Source organism: Blautia sp. HCN-1074 (assembly GCF_037890165.1).
Classification (GTDB): domain Bacteria; phylum Bacillota; class Clostridia; order Lachnospirales; family Lachnospiraceae; genus Blautia_A.
Window position 1 is genome coordinate 63,397 of record NZ_JBBKBP010000006.1, and the last position, 16,579, is coordinate 79,975.

14 protein-coding genes are annotated in these 16,579 nt (G+C 41.2%); 7 read left to right on the plus strand and 7 right to left on the minus strand.

Features of this window, described 5'->3' with window-relative positions; translation table 11 throughout:
* Positions 1 to 26: 26 nt before the first annotated feature.
* Positions 27 to 1,037, minus strand: coding sequence for a LacI family DNA-binding transcriptional regulator (locus tag WKT11_RS07185; RefSeq protein ID WP_340283482.1), 1,011 nt, complete (start codon positions 1,035 to 1,037; stop codon positions 27 to 29).
* Between the two features lie 198 nt (positions 1,038 to 1,235).
* Between WKT11_RS07185 and WKT11_RS07190 the strand changes: the two genes are divergently transcribed.
* Positions 1,236 to 2,468 (plus strand): 6-phosphofructokinase, encoded by a 1,233-nt coding sequence (locus tag WKT11_RS07190; protein ID WP_118247732.1) that lies wholly within the window; start codon positions 1,236 to 1,238, stop codon positions 2,466 to 2,468.
* A 241-nt stretch (positions 2,469 to 2,709) separates the two neighbouring features.
* Here the strand turns inward: WKT11_RS07190 and WKT11_RS07195 are convergent, their stop codons facing one another.
* From WKT11_RS07195 to WKT11_RS07215, 5 genes are all read right to left on the minus strand, one after another.
* The gene (locus WKT11_RS07195) at positions 2,710 to 4,101 is read right to left on the minus strand and encodes a uracil-xanthine permease family protein (protein ID WP_117843984.1); all 1,392 of its coding nucleotides are present in this window, start codon (positions 4,099 to 4,101) and stop codon (positions 2,710 to 2,712) included.
* A 579-nt stretch (positions 4,102 to 4,680) separates the two neighbouring features.
* Positions 4,681 to 6,426: a S8 family peptidase gene (locus tag WKT11_RS07200; RefSeq protein ID WP_118247731.1), complete on the minus strand. Its 1,746-nt coding sequence runs from the start codon at positions 6,424 to 6,426 to the stop codon at positions 4,681 to 4,683.
* Positions 6,427 to 6,469: 43 nt separating this feature from the next.
* The gene (locus WKT11_RS07205; protein ID WP_117843982.1) at positions 6,470 to 7,243 is read right to left on the minus strand and encodes a prolipoprotein diacylglyceryl transferase; all 774 of its coding nucleotides are present in this window, start codon (positions 7,241 to 7,243) and stop codon (positions 6,470 to 6,472) included.
* A 162-nt stretch (positions 7,244 to 7,405) separates the two neighbouring features.
* Positions 7,406 to 8,176: an arginase family protein gene (locus tag WKT11_RS07210; RefSeq protein ID WP_117677101.1), complete on the minus strand. Its 771-nt coding sequence runs from the start codon at positions 8,174 to 8,176 to the stop codon at positions 7,406 to 7,408.
* A gap of 7 nt (positions 8,177 to 8,183) precedes the next feature.
* Positions 8,184 to 9,155, minus strand: coding sequence for an HdeD family acid-resistance protein (locus WKT11_RS07215; RefSeq protein ID WP_178761849.1), 972 nt, complete (start codon positions 9,153 to 9,155; stop codon positions 8,184 to 8,186).
* 252 nt (positions 9,156 to 9,407) lie between these two features.
* Here WKT11_RS07215 and WKT11_RS07220 point away from each other — a divergent pair, with 252 nt between their 5' ends.
* The 4 genes from WKT11_RS07220 to WKT11_RS07235 are packed head-to-tail and all read left to right on the plus strand — an operon-like array spanning position 9,408 to position 13,453.
* Positions 9,408 to 10,205 carry a GDSL-type esterase/lipase family protein gene (locus WKT11_RS07220; protein ID WP_118247730.1) on the plus strand — a complete coding sequence of 266 codons (798 nt, stop codon included), beginning with the start codon at positions 9,408 to 9,410 and terminating at the stop codon, positions 10,203 to 10,205.
* Entirely contained in the window at positions 10,202 to 10,678 is a 477-nt protein-coding gene (locus tag WKT11_RS07225) for a DUF4358 domain-containing protein (RefSeq protein WP_117843980.1), read from the plus strand. The genes WKT11_RS07220 and WKT11_RS07225 overlap by 4 nt, the downstream gene beginning before the upstream one ends.
* 24 nt (positions 10,679 to 10,702) lie before the next feature.
* Complete coding sequence (locus tag WKT11_RS07230; protein ID WP_118247729.1) at positions 10,703 to 12,091, plus strand: MBOAT family O-acyltransferase; 1,389 nt, start codon at positions 10,703 to 10,705, stop codon at positions 12,089 to 12,091.
* Positions 12,092 to 12,103: 12 nt separating this feature from the next.
* A complete protein-coding gene (locus tag WKT11_RS07235) occupies positions 12,104 to 13,453 on the plus strand; it encodes a DHHW family protein (RefSeq protein ID WP_243098873.1) in 1,350 nt (449 codons plus the stop codon).
* Between the two features lie 352 nt (positions 13,454 to 13,805).
* On the opposite strand, the gene WKT11_RS07240 is transcribed toward WKT11_RS07235, so the two are convergent.
* Entirely contained in the window at positions 13,806 to 14,525 is a 720-nt protein-coding gene (locus WKT11_RS07240; protein WP_117677106.1) for a LytR/AlgR family response regulator transcription factor, read from the minus strand.
* A gap of 466 nt (positions 14,526 to 14,991) precedes the next feature.
* On the opposite strand from WKT11_RS07240, the gene WKT11_RS07245 reads away from it, so the two are divergent.
* On the plus strand, positions 14,992 to 15,222 hold the full coding sequence (locus WKT11_RS07245; protein ID WP_117677107.1) for a hypothetical protein: 231 nt from the start codon (positions 14,992 to 14,994) through the stop codon (positions 15,220 to 15,222).
* Between the two features lie 507 nt (positions 15,223 to 15,729).
* Positions 15,730 to 16,302, plus strand: a complete 573-nt coding sequence (locus tag WKT11_RS07250) for a GNAT family N-acetyltransferase (protein ID WP_117843978.1) — start codon at positions 15,730 to 15,732, stop codon at positions 16,300 to 16,302.
* Positions 16,303 to 16,579: the final 277 nt, after the last annotated feature.

The window sequence follows — 16,579 nt, forward strand, 5'->3', positions numbered from 1 at the left end:
TTTTTTTCATTTACTACTATATATCTCTATCTATATTTTTTCATGGAAGTACGTACGACCAGATTTCCGGAGATTTTAGTTTTAACCTTTTTGTACTGTTCATCCAGCAACCGCTCAGACATCTGTCTTGCAGCAACTCTTCCTATCAGTTGTCTTGAAACCTGAACTGTCGTCAGGCTTGGCGAGCATATCGCCGAATAAGGAATATCATCAAATCCTACGATTGCCACGTCTGCCGGTATTTCATAATTTCTATGCCTGAATGCTTTCATAGCTCCTAATGCAATAATATCATTATCAGCAAAAAAACAAGGGGGAATTTCTTCTTTTTCATGACTGTCAAGATATATCTTCATTTCTTCAAATGCCTTCATCATAGAGCTGGTCAGCGCAATTTCATCCTCTTTTTTTACTTCCAGATGATACATTTCAGCAAAACGATAAAAAGCCCGGGTTCGTTCCTCAAAATTCTGCGCATCATAACTACTCTTAAGGTATCCTATTCTTTTATATCCACACTCTGCCGCATACTCCAGGGCAATACGTACATTCTCCTCATTATCAATTCCAACACAGCTGTATTCCATTCCAGGCATCATATTATCTACACATACAAAAGGAACCGGGATTTTTTCCAACATTTTAAACTGTTTCTCCTGAATTTCTGTTGCAATCACGATTACACCTTCATATTTTTCAAATTCAATATGATCCAGCATACCTTCTGTATCCAGTTGCACCCTCATAAGGGTGGGCGAATATCCTTTTTCTGTCAATGTCTGCATACAGGCGTCAATAATCATACCCACAAAGCCCTGATTCTCCTCTGTAAGTAATCCCTCACCCAACACGCACTTCAACATCAGAATCTGATGTATCGCTTTCTTTTTTCTGATAGCAGGCGCATACCCGGATTTATCTATTGCATCTTTAATTCTTTTTCTGGTTTCTTCACTGACACCAGGTCTATCATTCAGAACAATAGATACTGTTGCAGGTGACACACCAATTTCAGCAGCCAGTTCTCTTATATTCATTTCCTCATCCCCCCATAACTTTTATAATGATCCGATCAATTAAACATTTAAAAACATTATCACATGTTTAGTATCGTTTAGTCAATACTTTATCTTATATTTTTCGCTTTTCTTATCCTGATATGAACTGTTCCTTTTATTCGTCTGTATTTTATGTTATAATCTCACCAGATTATCAATAAGGAGGTTATTACTCTTATGTCCAGAAAGAACCTTATCGTCGGTCAGTCCGGCGGTCCCACCACTGTTATCAACAGCAGCCTCTACGGAGTTGTATCCGAGGGAAGACGCCATCCGGAAACCATAGACCGCATCTATGGAATGATAAATGGAATCGAAGGATTTTTAAACAATACCATTCTTGATTTCTCAGAAGCACTTCCGGGAGAAAAACTAGATGGATTGAAATTTACTCCTGGAGCCTACCTTGGTTCCTGTCGTTATAAACTGCCTGAATCACTCGAAGACCCGGTTTATCCAAAATTGTTCGAAAAATTCAATGAAATGAATATCGGCTGGTTTTTCTATATTGGCGGAAATGATTCTATGGATACTGTAAGCAAGCTTTCACGCTATGCGGCGCAGATTGGCAGCGATATCCGCATTATCGGAGAGCCAAAGACTATCGATAACGATCTGGTTCATACTGATCACACTCCAGGTTACGGAAGTGCTTCCAGATATGTAGCTTCCACTGTCCGTGAAATCACTACTGATGCCAATGTTTATGAAAAAAAATCTGTAACCATCGTAGAAATCATGGGACGCCACGCCGGATGGCTCACTGCTGCATCAGCTCTTGCACGCAAATATGTAAATGACAATCCTCTTCTTATCTATCTTCCGGAAACTGCATTTGATCAGGAAGCTTTCCTTCATGCTGTAGAGAAATCCTTTGAGAAGAACTGCAATGTTGTTGTTTGTGTATCCGAAGGTATCCATGACGCATCCGGTACCTTTATCTGCGAATACGACAGTTCCGTAGGCACTGACACTTTTGGCCATAAAATGCTTGCAGGATGCGGTAAATATCTTGAAAATCTTGTTCGCAGCCGCCTTGGTGTCAAAGCACGTTCCGTAGAACTTAATGTCTGCCAGCGCTGCTCGGTTTCCATGATGTCTGCTATTGACCAAAAGGAGGCAATTTCTGCAGGTACTTTCGGTGTACAGGCAGCTTTAAACGGAGAAACAGGAAAAATGGTTTCGTTTATCCGTTTAAAAACCGCTGACGGCTCCTATTCAATGGAATGTAGCCTGGAGGATGTAAACGAAATCTGTAATGAGGAAAAAACTGTTCCTCAGGAATGGATCTGTAAAGATGGTTCCGATGTTACCGAAGACTTCATAAATTATGCTCGTCCACTGATCCAGGGTGCTGTAGATATCCCTTATGGAGAAGACGGACTTCCTGATTTTGTATATCGCAAATAGCATCTCGTATCAAATATTTATAGATTTATACAATAGAAAACAGTGCAGGATTATTTTCTGTTATACAAAAAAGTGTGCTTCCACATTTCCCTTGTGAACGCACACTTTTTTCTCTTATTTTCTCTTATAAGTCAAGCGGATATTCGCAATCCGCTTCGCTACTTATTGCTTTGCGCAACCCCTGCAAGGGACTTAGTTGATTCGGTTAAATTTTCTAAAAATATATACCGTTTTTCATTCTTTATTCCTCAAATTCCTTATGATCTTCTTCCAGCTTATGCTCGATTTCAACTTTTTTTTTCTCTTCCTCTTTCTTCTCATCCCGTGTTTTTGGAAGAATCACATTCAGTAATACAGCAATGATAGTTGCAAGAACAACCGGGGATTTGCCAAAGATAGTTGTTACCCATGTCGGGAAGCTTGCCAAAGCTGCCGTTGCCTGGGATACACCCATTCCCAGTGCCGCTGCAAGTCCTACGATAGATGAGTTACGGTAATCCATCTCCGCAGAGGCAACCAGCTTCATACCAGTCATTGCGATAGAGGCAAATACCGACACCGTCGCGCCACCCAGTACACACTGAGGAATCGTTGTCAGAATTGCTGAAAACTTCGGTACAAGACCAGCCACTCCAAGGATTGCAGCTGCCAGACCAAGCACCCATCGGTTGATAACTTTTGTGGTAGTGACAATACCTACATTCTGGCTATATGTAGCAGTTGGAAGTCCGCCAAGAAGTGCACCTACGACATTGGAAATACCATATCCTACAATTCCTCTCTGCAGTTCTTCATCTTTAGGAGTTCTGTCCATGGCCCCGATTGTAGTTGCGGAATAGTCACCGATTGCCTGAATAGAGTTGATTGCAAACAAGATTCCCAGTGCCACACAGGAAGACGGCTCAAACTGTACTCCGAAATGCATCAGAGATGGAAGCTGACAGACACCTGCCTCTCCGATACTTGAGAAATCAACCATTCCAAACATAATAGAAACCAGATATCCCACAATAATACCGATCAGAATAGAAGCCAATTTCCAGATTCCTTTTCCAAAATGATTCAAAGCTGTAACCACGATCAGTGTAAAGAACGCAATTGCCCAGTTCTGCCAGGAACCATAATTCGGATTACTGGTACCGCCGGCCATATAATTGATGGCTGTCGGATACAGAGAAAGACCAATGGTAAATACAACCGTTCCGGTAATCAGTGGCGGGAAAAATATACGAATCTTCTTAACCAGCAAGCCCATGATAACTGCAACAATACCACCAACGATCTCCGCTCCCATGATAGCCGCAATCCCATACGATTCTGCTATCGCCTGCATACTCGGCACATAGGCAAAGCTGACACCCATGATAATTGGCAGACCGGAACCAATCGCAAATTTCGCCTTCCCGCCGATTGGAAACAGCTGAAGCAAAGTTGATAATGCTGCAATAACCAGTGCTGACTGAATCAGAATCACCTGATCTTCCCTGGAGAGTCCACCCGGAACTGCTCCAGAAACAATGATCGCCGGCGTCACACATCCTACGATCATAGCTACAACATGCTGCATGGCAAGCGGTAAAGCCTCACTCATGCGGGGGATTCCGTCAGTTTCAAAAATACTGCCTCTCTTCATAATAGCCTCCCAAATTCTTTTTTATATCTTAACACTTTTAGGCCTAAAAAACAATTAGATTGCCTAACTATTTTTGGTCAAAAACTATACAAGATTTGTCTCGAGAATTTGGTTATTATTTTTTATCTTGTAGAACAAAAAATTCTCTGCCAGTGTGCCGAGACTATAGCAATCCTCGTAAATAATGCATTTAAGACAGTTCAGCAGAGTTCGAAAGACAAGGAAGATATCTGCAGGCGTGCTGACGCACGGCAAAGATATCTGACGCAGGATTTCACACTCTGATGGGCTGGATTAAGATGCATTATTTTAGAGGATTGCTATAATGTGGCTGTATCACTATCTATCATAATCCATTTCTTTTCGACGTTAAAATGTTATCGCAAGAGAAACCGGTGTCTGCCTCCACCACAGTAATACAGTCAATCGGATATTCGCAATCCGCTTTCGCTACTTGCTCATAACCGAATAACTGCTCCGCAGTTTATCAGGAGGGGCTTGTACCCCTCCTGATACAAGCAAGTCCCACCCACTGCTTATTGCTTCTCGCAATTGAAGCAGGGGACTTACTTGATTCGGTTAATTAATAACCTCAAACGTATGATGCAAATCCAGTCTGCCATATCCCCACCCCGGATTAGGATACTCCATCTGTGTGTCTCGCTCAGCCCCTTTTTGCAGATAAAATTTCACACTGTTCCCTGAAGCATAAGGAATATTTTTCCTCACGATCGCCCACTCCAGCACTAGTGCTGCCGCCCCTGCGGTAATCGCAGCCGCCAGACTGCTCCCAGAAGCCTTTCCATAAGCCCCTCCCGGAAGCGGAATGATCAGTTCTACCCCCGGTGCAGCCAGATCCGGTGTCACCTGATTATTCGGCGTAAATCCTCTCCCTGCCTGAAAATACAGGCTATTATCCCGGTACTGATAAGCCGTTGCCGTAATGCTTCTGGTTGAGTCCCCCGGTGTAGTAACTGTATTATAGGGAGTAGATTCCAGAAAATACGTATCCTCTGAGATCAATCCCTGCACCGGAAGCCACATATGAAATCGGCTTGCTGCCCCCTTTTTCTTACTGACATTCATTTTCCATATCCCCGCCGCCGGATGGAAGAACCGAAAATAAATCAACTGCTTTCCCGTCTGTCGTTCCATTCCCACATAATTTACCAACACCTTCGTCTCCACAAAAACAAAACTCAATTCCTGCGTCCCCGCGCCAAGAGAACTGCTCACATACAGGTTTTCTCCTGCCGGTGACTGGATCGACACTGCATAATCGTCCGGAGGATTTCCCCAGAATTCCATAGTAAATCCCTGTTCCCCTTCTGAAATACGCAGTTCTGCCGTATCCTGATTTCGTACATCGTTTAGTTCTGCTGTATAATGATGCTGCGCAGCTCCTTCATTTCCTGCTGCCACAGAAACTGATACTTGCGAATCTTCATTGATATAATCCAGATATCTGCTCAGTTCACTGTCCCCGGTGTGTGCGCCCTGACTGCTGCCAAGCCCCAGACAGATGGAAACAGGCATTCCCATCTCCTTAGCCATCCTGACCGCAAAAGAAATCCCAATCATAATATCGTTCTCCTGATATACCTGTGCCTGAGGCGGATACTGATAAAACTCTCTCAGATAAGATTTTGCTTCTTTTAATTTCACCACTATGATCGTTGCTTTCGGTGCAGCCCCTGAGAAATTCTCTGCCGGAACAAAGTTTCCTGCCGCCAGCCCTGCGATTGCTGTGCCATGCCCGTTCTCATCCACTGACGGCACGATTTCCCTGGGATTTTCAGACATTATCGCCCTGCTGATTTCCTCCCCTGTAAAAACTTTTCCATAAGGAACTCTTTCATCTTCATTTCCCAGGATCGTCTGATCCCAGATATAGGCAATTCTGCTTATATCCCCACTTCGAAAAATCGGATTCTCATAATCAATTCCTGAATCGATTACTGCAATAACCGTTCCCTCTCCCTGCAATTCCAGATACGGATGATTATGCAGCCGCGTAATCCCGGATGCATTCAGCGCATCCACGTCCATCAATGCATAACATTTCGGCAGTGACACATATGTATAAGAATTAATTTCCAGAGGGCCGATTTCATTTAACGGAACATATAGAATTCCAAATGTCTCATTGACCGGGAGAAATTCCGAATCTGGTCTGTTCGCATAATCTCCCCCGATATTCTGTCCCTGTCTCACAATAAAATCCCCGTACTGTTCATCCTGTGCCGGTGGTATTGACAGTTCAGGCTGAATGCCGGGGATCTCTTCCTGTTGTATCTGCATTTCAAAATCATCAGGTCCTAACATTTTTATCCTCCTGAGATTTTTTTATACATGATATGTGTGATATTTATTTTTTATGATAATTTCTGCTGTCTTTTTTATTTACTGTAGCAACGAACAGCACTATAATTCCAGCTATAGCCGTAAAAATACTGATAAACTGTGACGTAGAAAAACTTCCAACACTTCCTCTCTCGATATCTCCTCTGAAGAATTCAATGATAAACCTTCCTATACTATAGAAGATCAGATAACATGCCGCCACCTGTCCATCCGCTTTCTTATGTTTCGCCACATAAAGAAGAAGCAGAAAATGCACAAAATCCAGAATACTGGAATAAATCTGTGTCGGAATCAGTGGAATATTATTGGGTGCAAAATCCGAGCTGGTAAAAGTAACCGCCAGCGGACCGGAAGTTTCTTTTCCATAGCAGCATCCGGCAAGAAAACATCCGATCCTTCCAAACCCCTGCGCCAGTGCAATTGATGGCATCATCAGGTCAAAATATGCCAGAAATTTCAACTTCTTAATCCTGCAATACAGCCATCCTGCAAAAATTCCTCCGATGATTCCTCCGTAAACCACAAATCCATCTGAGCCGATAATCTGTCGTGGATTCTGGATAAATTCCTGCCAGTTTGTGATCCAGAACAGAATTTTTGCAGAAGCAAATCCTCCAATCGCACACCACACTACCAAATAAAAAATATGTTCATATGCAAGTTTCAGCCTGCGTGCTCTCTGTTCCGCAACAAACCATGCTGCCAGAACACCTATTGCAATCATAAAGCCATAACCATAAACTGTCAGCGGGCCTATATGCAGTAACTCATTATGCATGCTTCAATTCCTTTCTCTCTTTATTCTCTCAATAATTCCGTGAATATAATTCTCCGTCAATATATCAATTAGCATAATCAGAAAACGATCCTATTCTTAAGACTCACTCGATTCGAGTCAATCGGATATTCGCAATCCGCTTTCGCTACTTGCTCGATTCGATTAAAAATAAGTGTTCAAAATCTCCAATAACTTCTCATTCGCCAGATCGTTAGCTTCATTTTCATGTGCCGCCTCCACATCAGCTTCTCCGCAGATATCCACACCAACAATCTCTCCGCCGGTCTTTTTTGCACATTCCAGCACTGTCTTTACACCAGAAAGTAAGGTTGTCAGCTTCATATCTCCCTGACTCCAGGTTGTCTGTGCATCATCCGGGCAAAGTACATCCTTATCAATCGAAATGTACAATGGCAGTGTTTCACAAAGTACTTCTGTCAGAAACCTGCTTATTTCCGCATCATTCATTTCCTGCAGTTTCTCTCGTGAAAGAAATATTACTTTTTCTTTCAGTTCCTCTTCTACCTGTTCATAGGCAGCTTCATCCGGTCCTATAAGAATCACATGCTCCAGATTCTTTAGTTCCTCAAGTGACGCCGCAATCCATCCTCCACAGGATAAAATCCCGCCAAAAGCCGGAGGCTGCATATCCGTATGATTATCATAGACCAGCAATGCAAAAGGCTTCTTTATCTTTGTCAGCCACAGCTTTGTCATATAGTGATAATTGCCGGAATCGATAAAATGAATTCCGGCAAACGAATGGTTTTCTGTTCTTTTATTGATTTCTGCGATTGCCTCATCATCGCAATAGCAGTTCGTTCCGCAGATATCCTTAGCATCAATCCAGGACACCTGCCTCTCTTTCCAGAATCTCTCTTCCTCATAGATTCCGGAAAAGTTCATCAGTACAATAGATGTCTGCTCTTTCATGTCCTACTCAGTCCTTCCATTCTTCCAGTGGTTCATCATGGTTTTTCAACATTTCCCTGATTTCTCTATTTGGACTTTCCACATCTGCATCCGCACTATACACTTTTTTATCCAGAATTACCTTCGCATCTGCTTCATCTGCGGTTTCTTCTGTTTCCAATTCCAGATTCGTTTCCGGTTCCTGACACTTCGCGTTATTTTCTGTCTGGTCTGAACCTTCCGTCTGAGCTGAGTCTTCTGCCTGATATGAGTCTTCTATTGAGTTTTCTGTTGAGTCTTCTGTCTGATACACTGTATTTATGTCTGATTCTGATGAATTCTCACTATTTCCTGTATATTCAGGATAAGATTCTGTATTACTTTCCTCACTGTCTGTTTCAACCGGCTCTGGTTTCTCCTGTTTCTTATCTTCTTTCGGTTTCTCATTACGAAGCTTCTCAGTTTTTCTCATTCCCAGTCGAAGCATAACAAGAAATACGATATCCACCGCTCCATCTGCTGTCAGAATAATTCCTGAGAATAAAATCATCTTTGTCACTGACATAAAAGAATAAAACAGCATGGAAATTCCCAGCGCGATGAAAATCAGACATCCGATAAAAAGAATCTTCCAGCGTCCTCTCTCCGCCTTTTTCAGCCTGTAGCTACCTTTTATTTTCCAGATACTGTCAACCAGCACAAATGCTCCCAGTAAATATGGAAGGATTCTGATAACGATCTGCGGTGTAAAGAAGAGAAAAATTCCAAGCACTGTAACGATTACTCCCGTAAACAGATCTAATATGGTTGCCTTCTCTTTCTCAGCCGCATAAATAGCAATATGATAAACACCAGCTGCGATCATTACCAGTCCAAATACAATCTTACAAATGATATTTACTGTCTGATCCGGAATCAGAATCAGACACAGACCAAAAGCCAGATAAAAAACTGATGAGACAATCTCACCTTTCAAAAAATTTGAAATCTTTTTTCCCACGCCTATTTCCTCCTTACTGTAAAATTGTTACCGTTTACCACTTCATTCACAGCAACACAAAATTTGTATATTGTTCAGTATACCCTCTTTCTGCCCCTTCGTCCACAGACAAGTGAACGACTTTGTGTGAAATTTGTGAATTTTTCCTTGAAGTTTTTTGGGGGCGTATTATAATGGATTCGAACTATGTCGTAAAATGGGGAATTTCTCCATAAGAGCCCTTAAATTTCAAGGCTCTGGGAAGGATTTATTTTGAAAAAACAACCAACAAAAAAAATTTTATTTCTAATCCCTGCCGGTATCATACTAGCCGGTGCTGTCGTCTTTTTATGCACCAGCAACCAGGGGGATGATTCTGTCTGCAAAGAAAATGTGGCGCGGCTTCAGACACTGGAGACCGCAGATATCTCTCAGACAGAACAACAGCTTCAGGACTTAAAACAGGCAACCGGCAGTTCTTCAGGTTCTGATACCACTGCAGATGGTTCTACTGGCACCGTATTAAGCGATGTGGAAATCCGTCAGGTATTTGCAGGCAGTGTCATCATCGGTGACTCTATCACTGAATCAATTGTTGAATATGGATATCTCGATACTGATGTCGTGGTAGGCAAACGTGGCTTAAACGTACAGGCTGCCGATGATCAGATCAATACCGCGATCAACCTGAACCCGACTCATGTATTCATGGCTTTCGGTTCTAATGACCTCGAAATATATGGTTCTGATTCGTCCGGATTTATCGATGCCTACAGAACACAGATAAAGAAAATTCAGGCTGCACTACCAGATGTTCCTGTTTATATCAACTGTATTCTGCCTATCACAGATGAGGCAATCGCAGCAAACCCGAGTCTTGGCTATTACTCCGATTATAATGATGGACTTGTAAATCTCTGCCAGGAACTGGGATGTACCTTTATCGACAACACTTCCATTGTGGAAAACAGTTCGGAGAATCTGTATGAGCCGGATGGTGAACACGTAATTCAAACCTATTATCCTAAATGGCTGACTCATATGGCACAGATTGCGGGGTTACAGGCATGAAAAATTATTTACATATTTTTATCAAGGGCGGACTTGTACTCTTCCTTATTGTATATCTGACTATTCTCTACACTTCCGATAGCGCAAAGAATATACCAATGGACCAGATTGCACAGACTATGGAGCAGGATTCAGCCATTGTCTCACTGAATCAGGAGACTCGTGCAGATCTCAAACACTATTATCAGACGGATGACCGCGATATTGACGGTTACTTTTTCTACAAGGCAGCTTCACCTATGGCTGTCGAGGAAATCTGTATTATGAAGGCAAACGATAACGATCAGGCCGCTGCTCTGCTCGAAAGTGCTAATTCTCATCTTTCCAGCCAGAAACAGGTATTTGAAGGCTATGGCACAGACCAGATGGCACTTTTAAACAATGCAGTTGTCGGCAAAAAGGGAAATTATGTCTACTATATGTGTGGCGCAGATGCACAGAACTGGCGCCTGACATTTCTTTCCCTGATATAACATCCAGATTGGAGAAATTTTCATATGGTATTTAACAGTATCTTTTTTATATTCTGCTTTCTTCCGGTTTTTATGCTGATCTATTATCTGGTCCCGGGAAAGCTTCGCAATCTGCTGCTTTTTTTAGGCAGCCTGATCTTTTATGCATGGGGTGAGCCTGTATATGTGATCCTTATGTTGTTTTCCAGTGTCTTTAACTATTATATGGGAGCAGAACTGGAACGTTTATATTATGATGACAGGAAGCAAAAGATTAATCTGATTTTTTCTATCATTGTAAACCTGGGAATCCTGGTATTTTTTAAATATTATGGATTTCTGCTTAACACCATCGGAGGAATCACCGGTATCCATATTCCTCACCCGGAACTCTCGCTGCCGATAGGACTTTCTTTTTACACATTCCGTAACCTGTCCTATCTCTTTGATATTTATTTAAGCAAAGTCAATGCACAGCGAAACTTCCTGACTTTTGCAGTATACAGTACTATGTTTCCTTATACTTCTGCAGGTCCTATCGTGCGATATGCAGATATTGAGGAGCAGTTAGATAAACGCACTATTAATATTTCCAAATTTGGTATCGGTGCCGAGCTTTTTGTGAAAGGCCTTGCCAAGAAAGTTATCCTGGCAGACAATCTCTCCGCTTTGTACGCAGGAATCTGCAGTCATTCCCAGATGTCTGTATTCACTGCCTGGATTGGTATCCTTGCTTATACCATGCAGCTTTATTTTGACTTCAGCGGTTATTCAGATATGGCTATCGGTCTTGGAAAAATGTTAGGATTTGATTTTAACAAAAACTTTGATTACCCGTATATTTCAACCAGTGTATCCGAATTCTGGCGCCATTGGCATATTTCTCTTGGAAGCTGGTTCCGGGATTATATTTATATTCCACTCGGGGGTAACCGTGTCTCCACATTGAAACATATCCGCAACATCCTTGTGGTATGGGCGCTTACCGGTCTGTGGCATGGTGCAAGCTGGAACTTTGTACTGTGGGGCGTATATTATGGACTCTTTCTTTTACTTGAAAAGTTTGTCCTTCAGAAATTCCTGGACAGAATGCCTTCATGGCTTCGCACTGTATACACCATGCTCGTAGTCATGATCGGATGGGTATTCTTCAGCCAGACTGATTTTGGTGCACTTGGACATTACCTTGGAACTATGTTCGGAATCGGAGCCGCAGGTTTTATCGACCGCACTGCTCTTTATTATCTCAAGACAGGCTTTATCCTTCTTCTGATCAGTATTCTTGCATGCCGTCCGACTCCTTACCAGCATTTTAAACGTCTGGTCAGACGCAGACCTACTGCAGCGGTAGTTATAAATCTTGTTTTATTTGCATTGTCCATTGCTTACATGGTTTATAACTCATACACACCATTTTTATATGCAAAATTTTAGAAGGAAAACAATATGAAAAAATCACTAAGAAATCATCGAATATTTTTCCATAGAATGGGGCTTTTGTTTCTGTTCATTCCTCTGGTCGTACTAATCATAAGTATCGTACTTCCTGACAGGGGCTTTTCCGAAAAAGAAAACCGCGTACTTTCCTCCCGGCCTCATTTAAACGGCAGTCAGATTGCTTCCGGTGGATTCGAGAAACAATTCGAAACTTATGAAAATGATCAGTTTCCGCTTCGCGATCTCTGGATTACTTTGAAAGCCGGAACTGACCGTTTAATGGGAAAAGTGGAAGCGAATGGTGTATATCTGGGAAAATCCGGATATCTTATGGAAGAGTTCAAAGCACCTGAACAGACACAGTATGATTCTACTGTAAAAGCAATGACGGACTTTGCCAAACGTCATTCTGATATGAAACAGTATGCACTTATCGCTCCAAACTCTGTAAACATTTTAAGCAATAAGCTTCCTGCTTTTGCTCCTGTGGAGGATCAGAATACCTGGCTGGACAGTCTGTCTGATTCTCTGACACAGGCCGGCATAACTTTCATCGATGTCCGAAATACTTTTAAAGACCACAAAATGGAAGATCTTTATTACCATACAGATCATCACTGGACCACCCAGGGTGCTTATTATGCCTATCTTCAGGCCGCTAAAGATATGGCAATCGATACTTCTTCTGACACCTACGATAAAGCACCGGTTACTCGTTCTTTCCAGGGAACATTATCTGCCAAAAGCGGTTTCCGCTCCGGTGAAAAAGATGAGATCGATGTATTTTTTCCGACAGGGGATAATGCACTTTCATCTGTCATCAATTATGTTGATGAACAGAAAAAAAGTGCCAGCTTCTATGATACATCGAAGCTTGACACCAGAGATAAATATGCTTTATTTTTTGGCGGTAATCACGCCCAGGTAAAAATCAGCACTTCTACGGAGACTGATAATACATTGCTGGTTCTCAAGGATTCCTATGCTAACAGCTTTGTCCCATTCCTTGCACAGCATTACCGCAAGATCGTAATGGTCGACCCTCGTTATTATTTCGGAAATCTGGAGCAGCTGATCCAGGTAGAAAATGTTCAGGAAATCTTGTATCTGTATAATGCAAATACATTCTTTGCAGATACCTCCCTGGAACTTGCATTATCTAACGATGCCACAGACCAGAACACAGACAATACTACTTCAGCTTCTGATGAAGGCACCTCTGTTTCCGGTGAACAGGCATCTGGACAAGACACGAATACATCTGACAATCAGACGTCTGTGCAAGACACAGATAACTCTGATGACCAATCATCTTCGGATTCAAGTACAGATACTTCTGACGATCAATCTGAAGAATAACATAAATCAATTTTATATTCAATGTAACACAAAATCCCCACTGGAATCACAATGCCGAGGAAACCTTGGATTCCAGTGGGGGTTTTTCACATTTACACACACTTTAAACACACACTTTTCACACATTTTGATAATAGGTCGGGTATATCAGCTGATCAGGCAGATAACGCTGTCTGTTGCATTCCCCGTTCCCAACTTATCTGTTTTTTACATCAGCTGTACCTTGATATGTATTATATCAGCTTTTATGCTAATTTGTGGTTTTGTGCAAATTCTTCAATTTATTTTGCAAAAGCGTCAATTATCTTTCAGCCCACTCTCTCCGAGAGTGTTTTTCCAGACATACGCCAGACTACAGATCAGTAAAATGGTCTATAAAGTAGTTATAATATGCATCCAGCATCTCTTTTCGTCCCCGAACACGAATTGGAACAATGCTGCCATCTTTCATTATAAAATTATCCTGCACATCCGCAACGTAATCCATATTCACCAGATAACTCTGATGGCAGTGCAGAAAACGTTTTTCATTGATCCTTTTCTCAATTTCTACCAGTTTATCTACTGTCACGATTTCTGAACCATCCGAGAGATGTAATGTAACATTGTGCTTATCACTGTCAATATATACGATATCATCTGTGTACGGATAGCGATACTGTCTCCTATTCTTAATCGCAACTCGTCTCTTCATATCTGTTTTAAGGATCATATTCAGAAGCTTCATCAGTTTTTCCTCTGAAAATGGCTTCAATAAATATCCTGAAGCCTGTACTTCATAACTCTCTATTGCATAATCAGGAGAAGCTGTCAGAAAAATGATCGGAACTTTGCACTGTAGCTGTCGCAGCTTTCTGGCAGTTTCCATTCCATTAAGCTTCTTCATATAAATATCAAGAAATAAAAGTTCCATATCAAGATAGCCCTCTTCCACATCAGCTACCAACGTCTCTCCAGAACCATATTCTATAATAGAAACTTCTTCATTTATTTCCTCAAAATACTGACACAAAATTTCTTTTAAAAGAAGTCTTTCAATCTCAACATCATCACAAATGACAATTGTCCGCATGTAATCCCTCCTTCCTGTATCAATATAAAAAGATAAAAATAAATGTCAGACTTCTGTTACACCTTAGAAATTCTGACATTTATATGTAAACAGTATAATTCAATTTTATTATATATGCAGAATCCTACGTATTCAAGTACTTTTTTAATTTATTTTTAAATTATCATCACTATTATTATATTGCTGTTCACATACTACTTGTTGTTTCTTATTTTTGTGCTATACTATATTCCACACATAGATTGATAGCATTTTAACCGAATCAAGTAAGTCCCCTGCTTCAATCGCGAAAAGAATAAGCAGTGGGTGGGGACTTACTTGTATCAGGAGGAGTGCAAGCTCCTTCTGATAAACTGCGAAGCAGTTATTCGGTTATGAGCAAGCAGCGAAGCGGATTGCGAATATCCGCTTGATCTGATGACCTTCGCATCATTATAAATATATTTCAACAGAAAGAGGTAATTATATGCGTCAGGAAAAATTTAAAATGGAACGTCAGGGATTGATAGAGATTGGTGATGAGATAGAAATTTCCGAATATCAGTCCTTTATGAATTACAGTTACATCATCGAACCAGCCGTAGCCATGTCCGGCTGCTATCCAAATGCTCAGCGCATCAAATCCCGCAAGGGAATCGTAAAAAATATTGAACATACACCAAGAGGTTTTATTGTCACTGCTGAATTTGACGAATGATATTTTTATATGTGATACCAAAAATCCCCCTGAAACTGTTGTATCCTTAATGAACAAATGGATACTGTTGTGCTATCAGAAATGCAGTAAACCGTAACACTATAGTCTCAGGAGGACTCTTACTTATTCAGCCTCTTGTTGCTGTTTTTCAAATTCTTTTGCAACATCCTCAAATCCGGCTGCGAAACGGAGTGCATAACTTACGCTCTGTCATGGAAAGAAATTCCAAAATGTCTGATTTTTCCTTCCTCTTTTAACTGAAGTGCTGTCTCATAGGCATGACTTTTCTTTATTCTGTCCACTGTTTTTCCTCCTGACTTTTTTACTGATTCATTACTTATTATATTGACTCTTTTTTTCCCCCGTTATATACTGTCCGTAAATTCGAATCGAAAGATTCATTTTTCATCGATGTATACGTTTCCCGTTTTTATCATACAGCATAAACTTAACTTTAAGTCAAGCAAAAAAATTCTTTCAAAAAATAAAAAAAGAGGACTAGCTTTTATGGATATCAAAGATTCTGTTACTATCCGCACTGCCACAACAGCAGATGCACAGGCACTTTTAAATATTTATGCTCCTTATGTAGAGCATACCGCAATTACCTTTGAATATGACGTTCCTTCTGCAGAAGAATTTGCTTCCCGAATTGAATATACTTTGCAAAAATACCCTTATCTCGTAGCCGAGGAAAACAAAAGGCTGCTTGGTTACGCCTACGCCAGTCCTTTTCATGCCAGACCAGCATACGACTGGGCAGTAGAAACCTCCATTTATGTTAATCAGAATGTCAAACATCGAGGCATCGGCCGCAAACTGCATGATGCACTTGAAAATGCTTTACGTGAACAGGGAATTTTAAATATGTATGCCTGTATCGCTTATCCTCCTAAGGAAGATGAATATCTGGATAAAAACAGCGTCGAGTTTCATCATCACATGGGCTACCGTCTTGTTGGAGAATTTTATAAGTGTGGCTACAAGTTCCACCGTTGGTATAATATGGTCTGGATGGAAAAGTTGATTGGAGAACATCTTCCCAATCAAAAAACACCAAATTGGCCAAACGCTTTATAATCAAAAATCAGGCATTGGACTCGTATTCTTTCCATGCCTGATTTCTAATTTATTTTCTTCTTTTTTTAACCGAATCAAGTAAGTCCCCTGCTTCAATTGCGAAGAGCAATAAGCAGTGGGTGGGGACTTACTTGTATCAGGAGGGGTACAAGCCCCTCCTGATAAACTGCGAAGCAGTTATTCGGTTATGAGCAAGTAGCGAAAGCGGATTGCGAATATCCGATTGACTATGTATCTCAGGAATCGCTACATTTTCATAAGTGATCGGCTCATTGCT

Excerpts from the sequence above, each read along its gene's own strand:
- WKT11_RS07185 (WP_340283482.1), bottom strand. The coding sequence starts at position 1,037 with ATGAATATAAGAGAACTGGCTGCTGAAATTGGTGTGTCACCTGCAACA.
- WKT11_RS07190 (WP_118247732.1), top strand. The coding sequence starts at position 1,236 with ATGTCCAGAAAGAACCTTATCGTCGGTCAGTCCGGCGGTCCCACCACT.
- WKT11_RS07195 (WP_117843984.1), bottom strand. The coding sequence starts at position 4,101 with ATGAAGAGAGGCAGTATTTTTGAAACTGACGGAATCCCCCGCATGAGT.
- WKT11_RS07200 (WP_118247731.1), bottom strand. The coding sequence starts at position 6,426 with ATGTTAGGACCTGATGATTTTGAAATGCAGATACAACAGGAAGAGATC.
- WKT11_RS07205 (WP_117843982.1), bottom strand. The coding sequence starts at position 7,243 with ATGCATAATGAGTTACTGCATATAGGCCCGCTGACAGTTTATGGTTAT.
- WKT11_RS07210 (WP_117677101.1), bottom strand. The coding sequence starts at position 8,176 with ATGAAAGAGCAGACATCTATTGTACTGATGAACTTTTCCGGAATCTAT.
- WKT11_RS07225 (WP_117843980.1), top strand. The coding sequence starts at position 10,202 with ATGAAAAATTATTTACATATTTTTATCAAGGGCGGACTTGTACTCTTC.
- WKT11_RS07230 (WP_118247729.1), top strand. The coding sequence starts at position 10,703 with ATGGTATTTAACAGTATCTTTTTTATATTCTGCTTTCTTCCGGTTTTT.
- WKT11_RS07235 (WP_243098873.1), top strand. The coding sequence starts at position 12,104 with ATGAAAAAATCACTAAGAAATCATCGAATATTTTTCCATAGAATGGGG.
- WKT11_RS07240 (WP_117677106.1), bottom strand. The coding sequence starts at position 14,525 with ATGCGGACAATTGTCATTTGTGATGATGTTGAGATTGAAAGACTTCTT.
- WKT11_RS07245 (WP_117677107.1), top strand. The coding sequence starts at position 14,992 with ATGCGTCAGGAAAAATTTAAAATGGAACGTCAGGGATTGATAGAGATT.
- WKT11_RS07250 (WP_117843978.1), top strand. The coding sequence starts at position 15,730 with ATGGATATCAAAGATTCTGTTACTATCCGCACTGCCACAACAGCAGAT.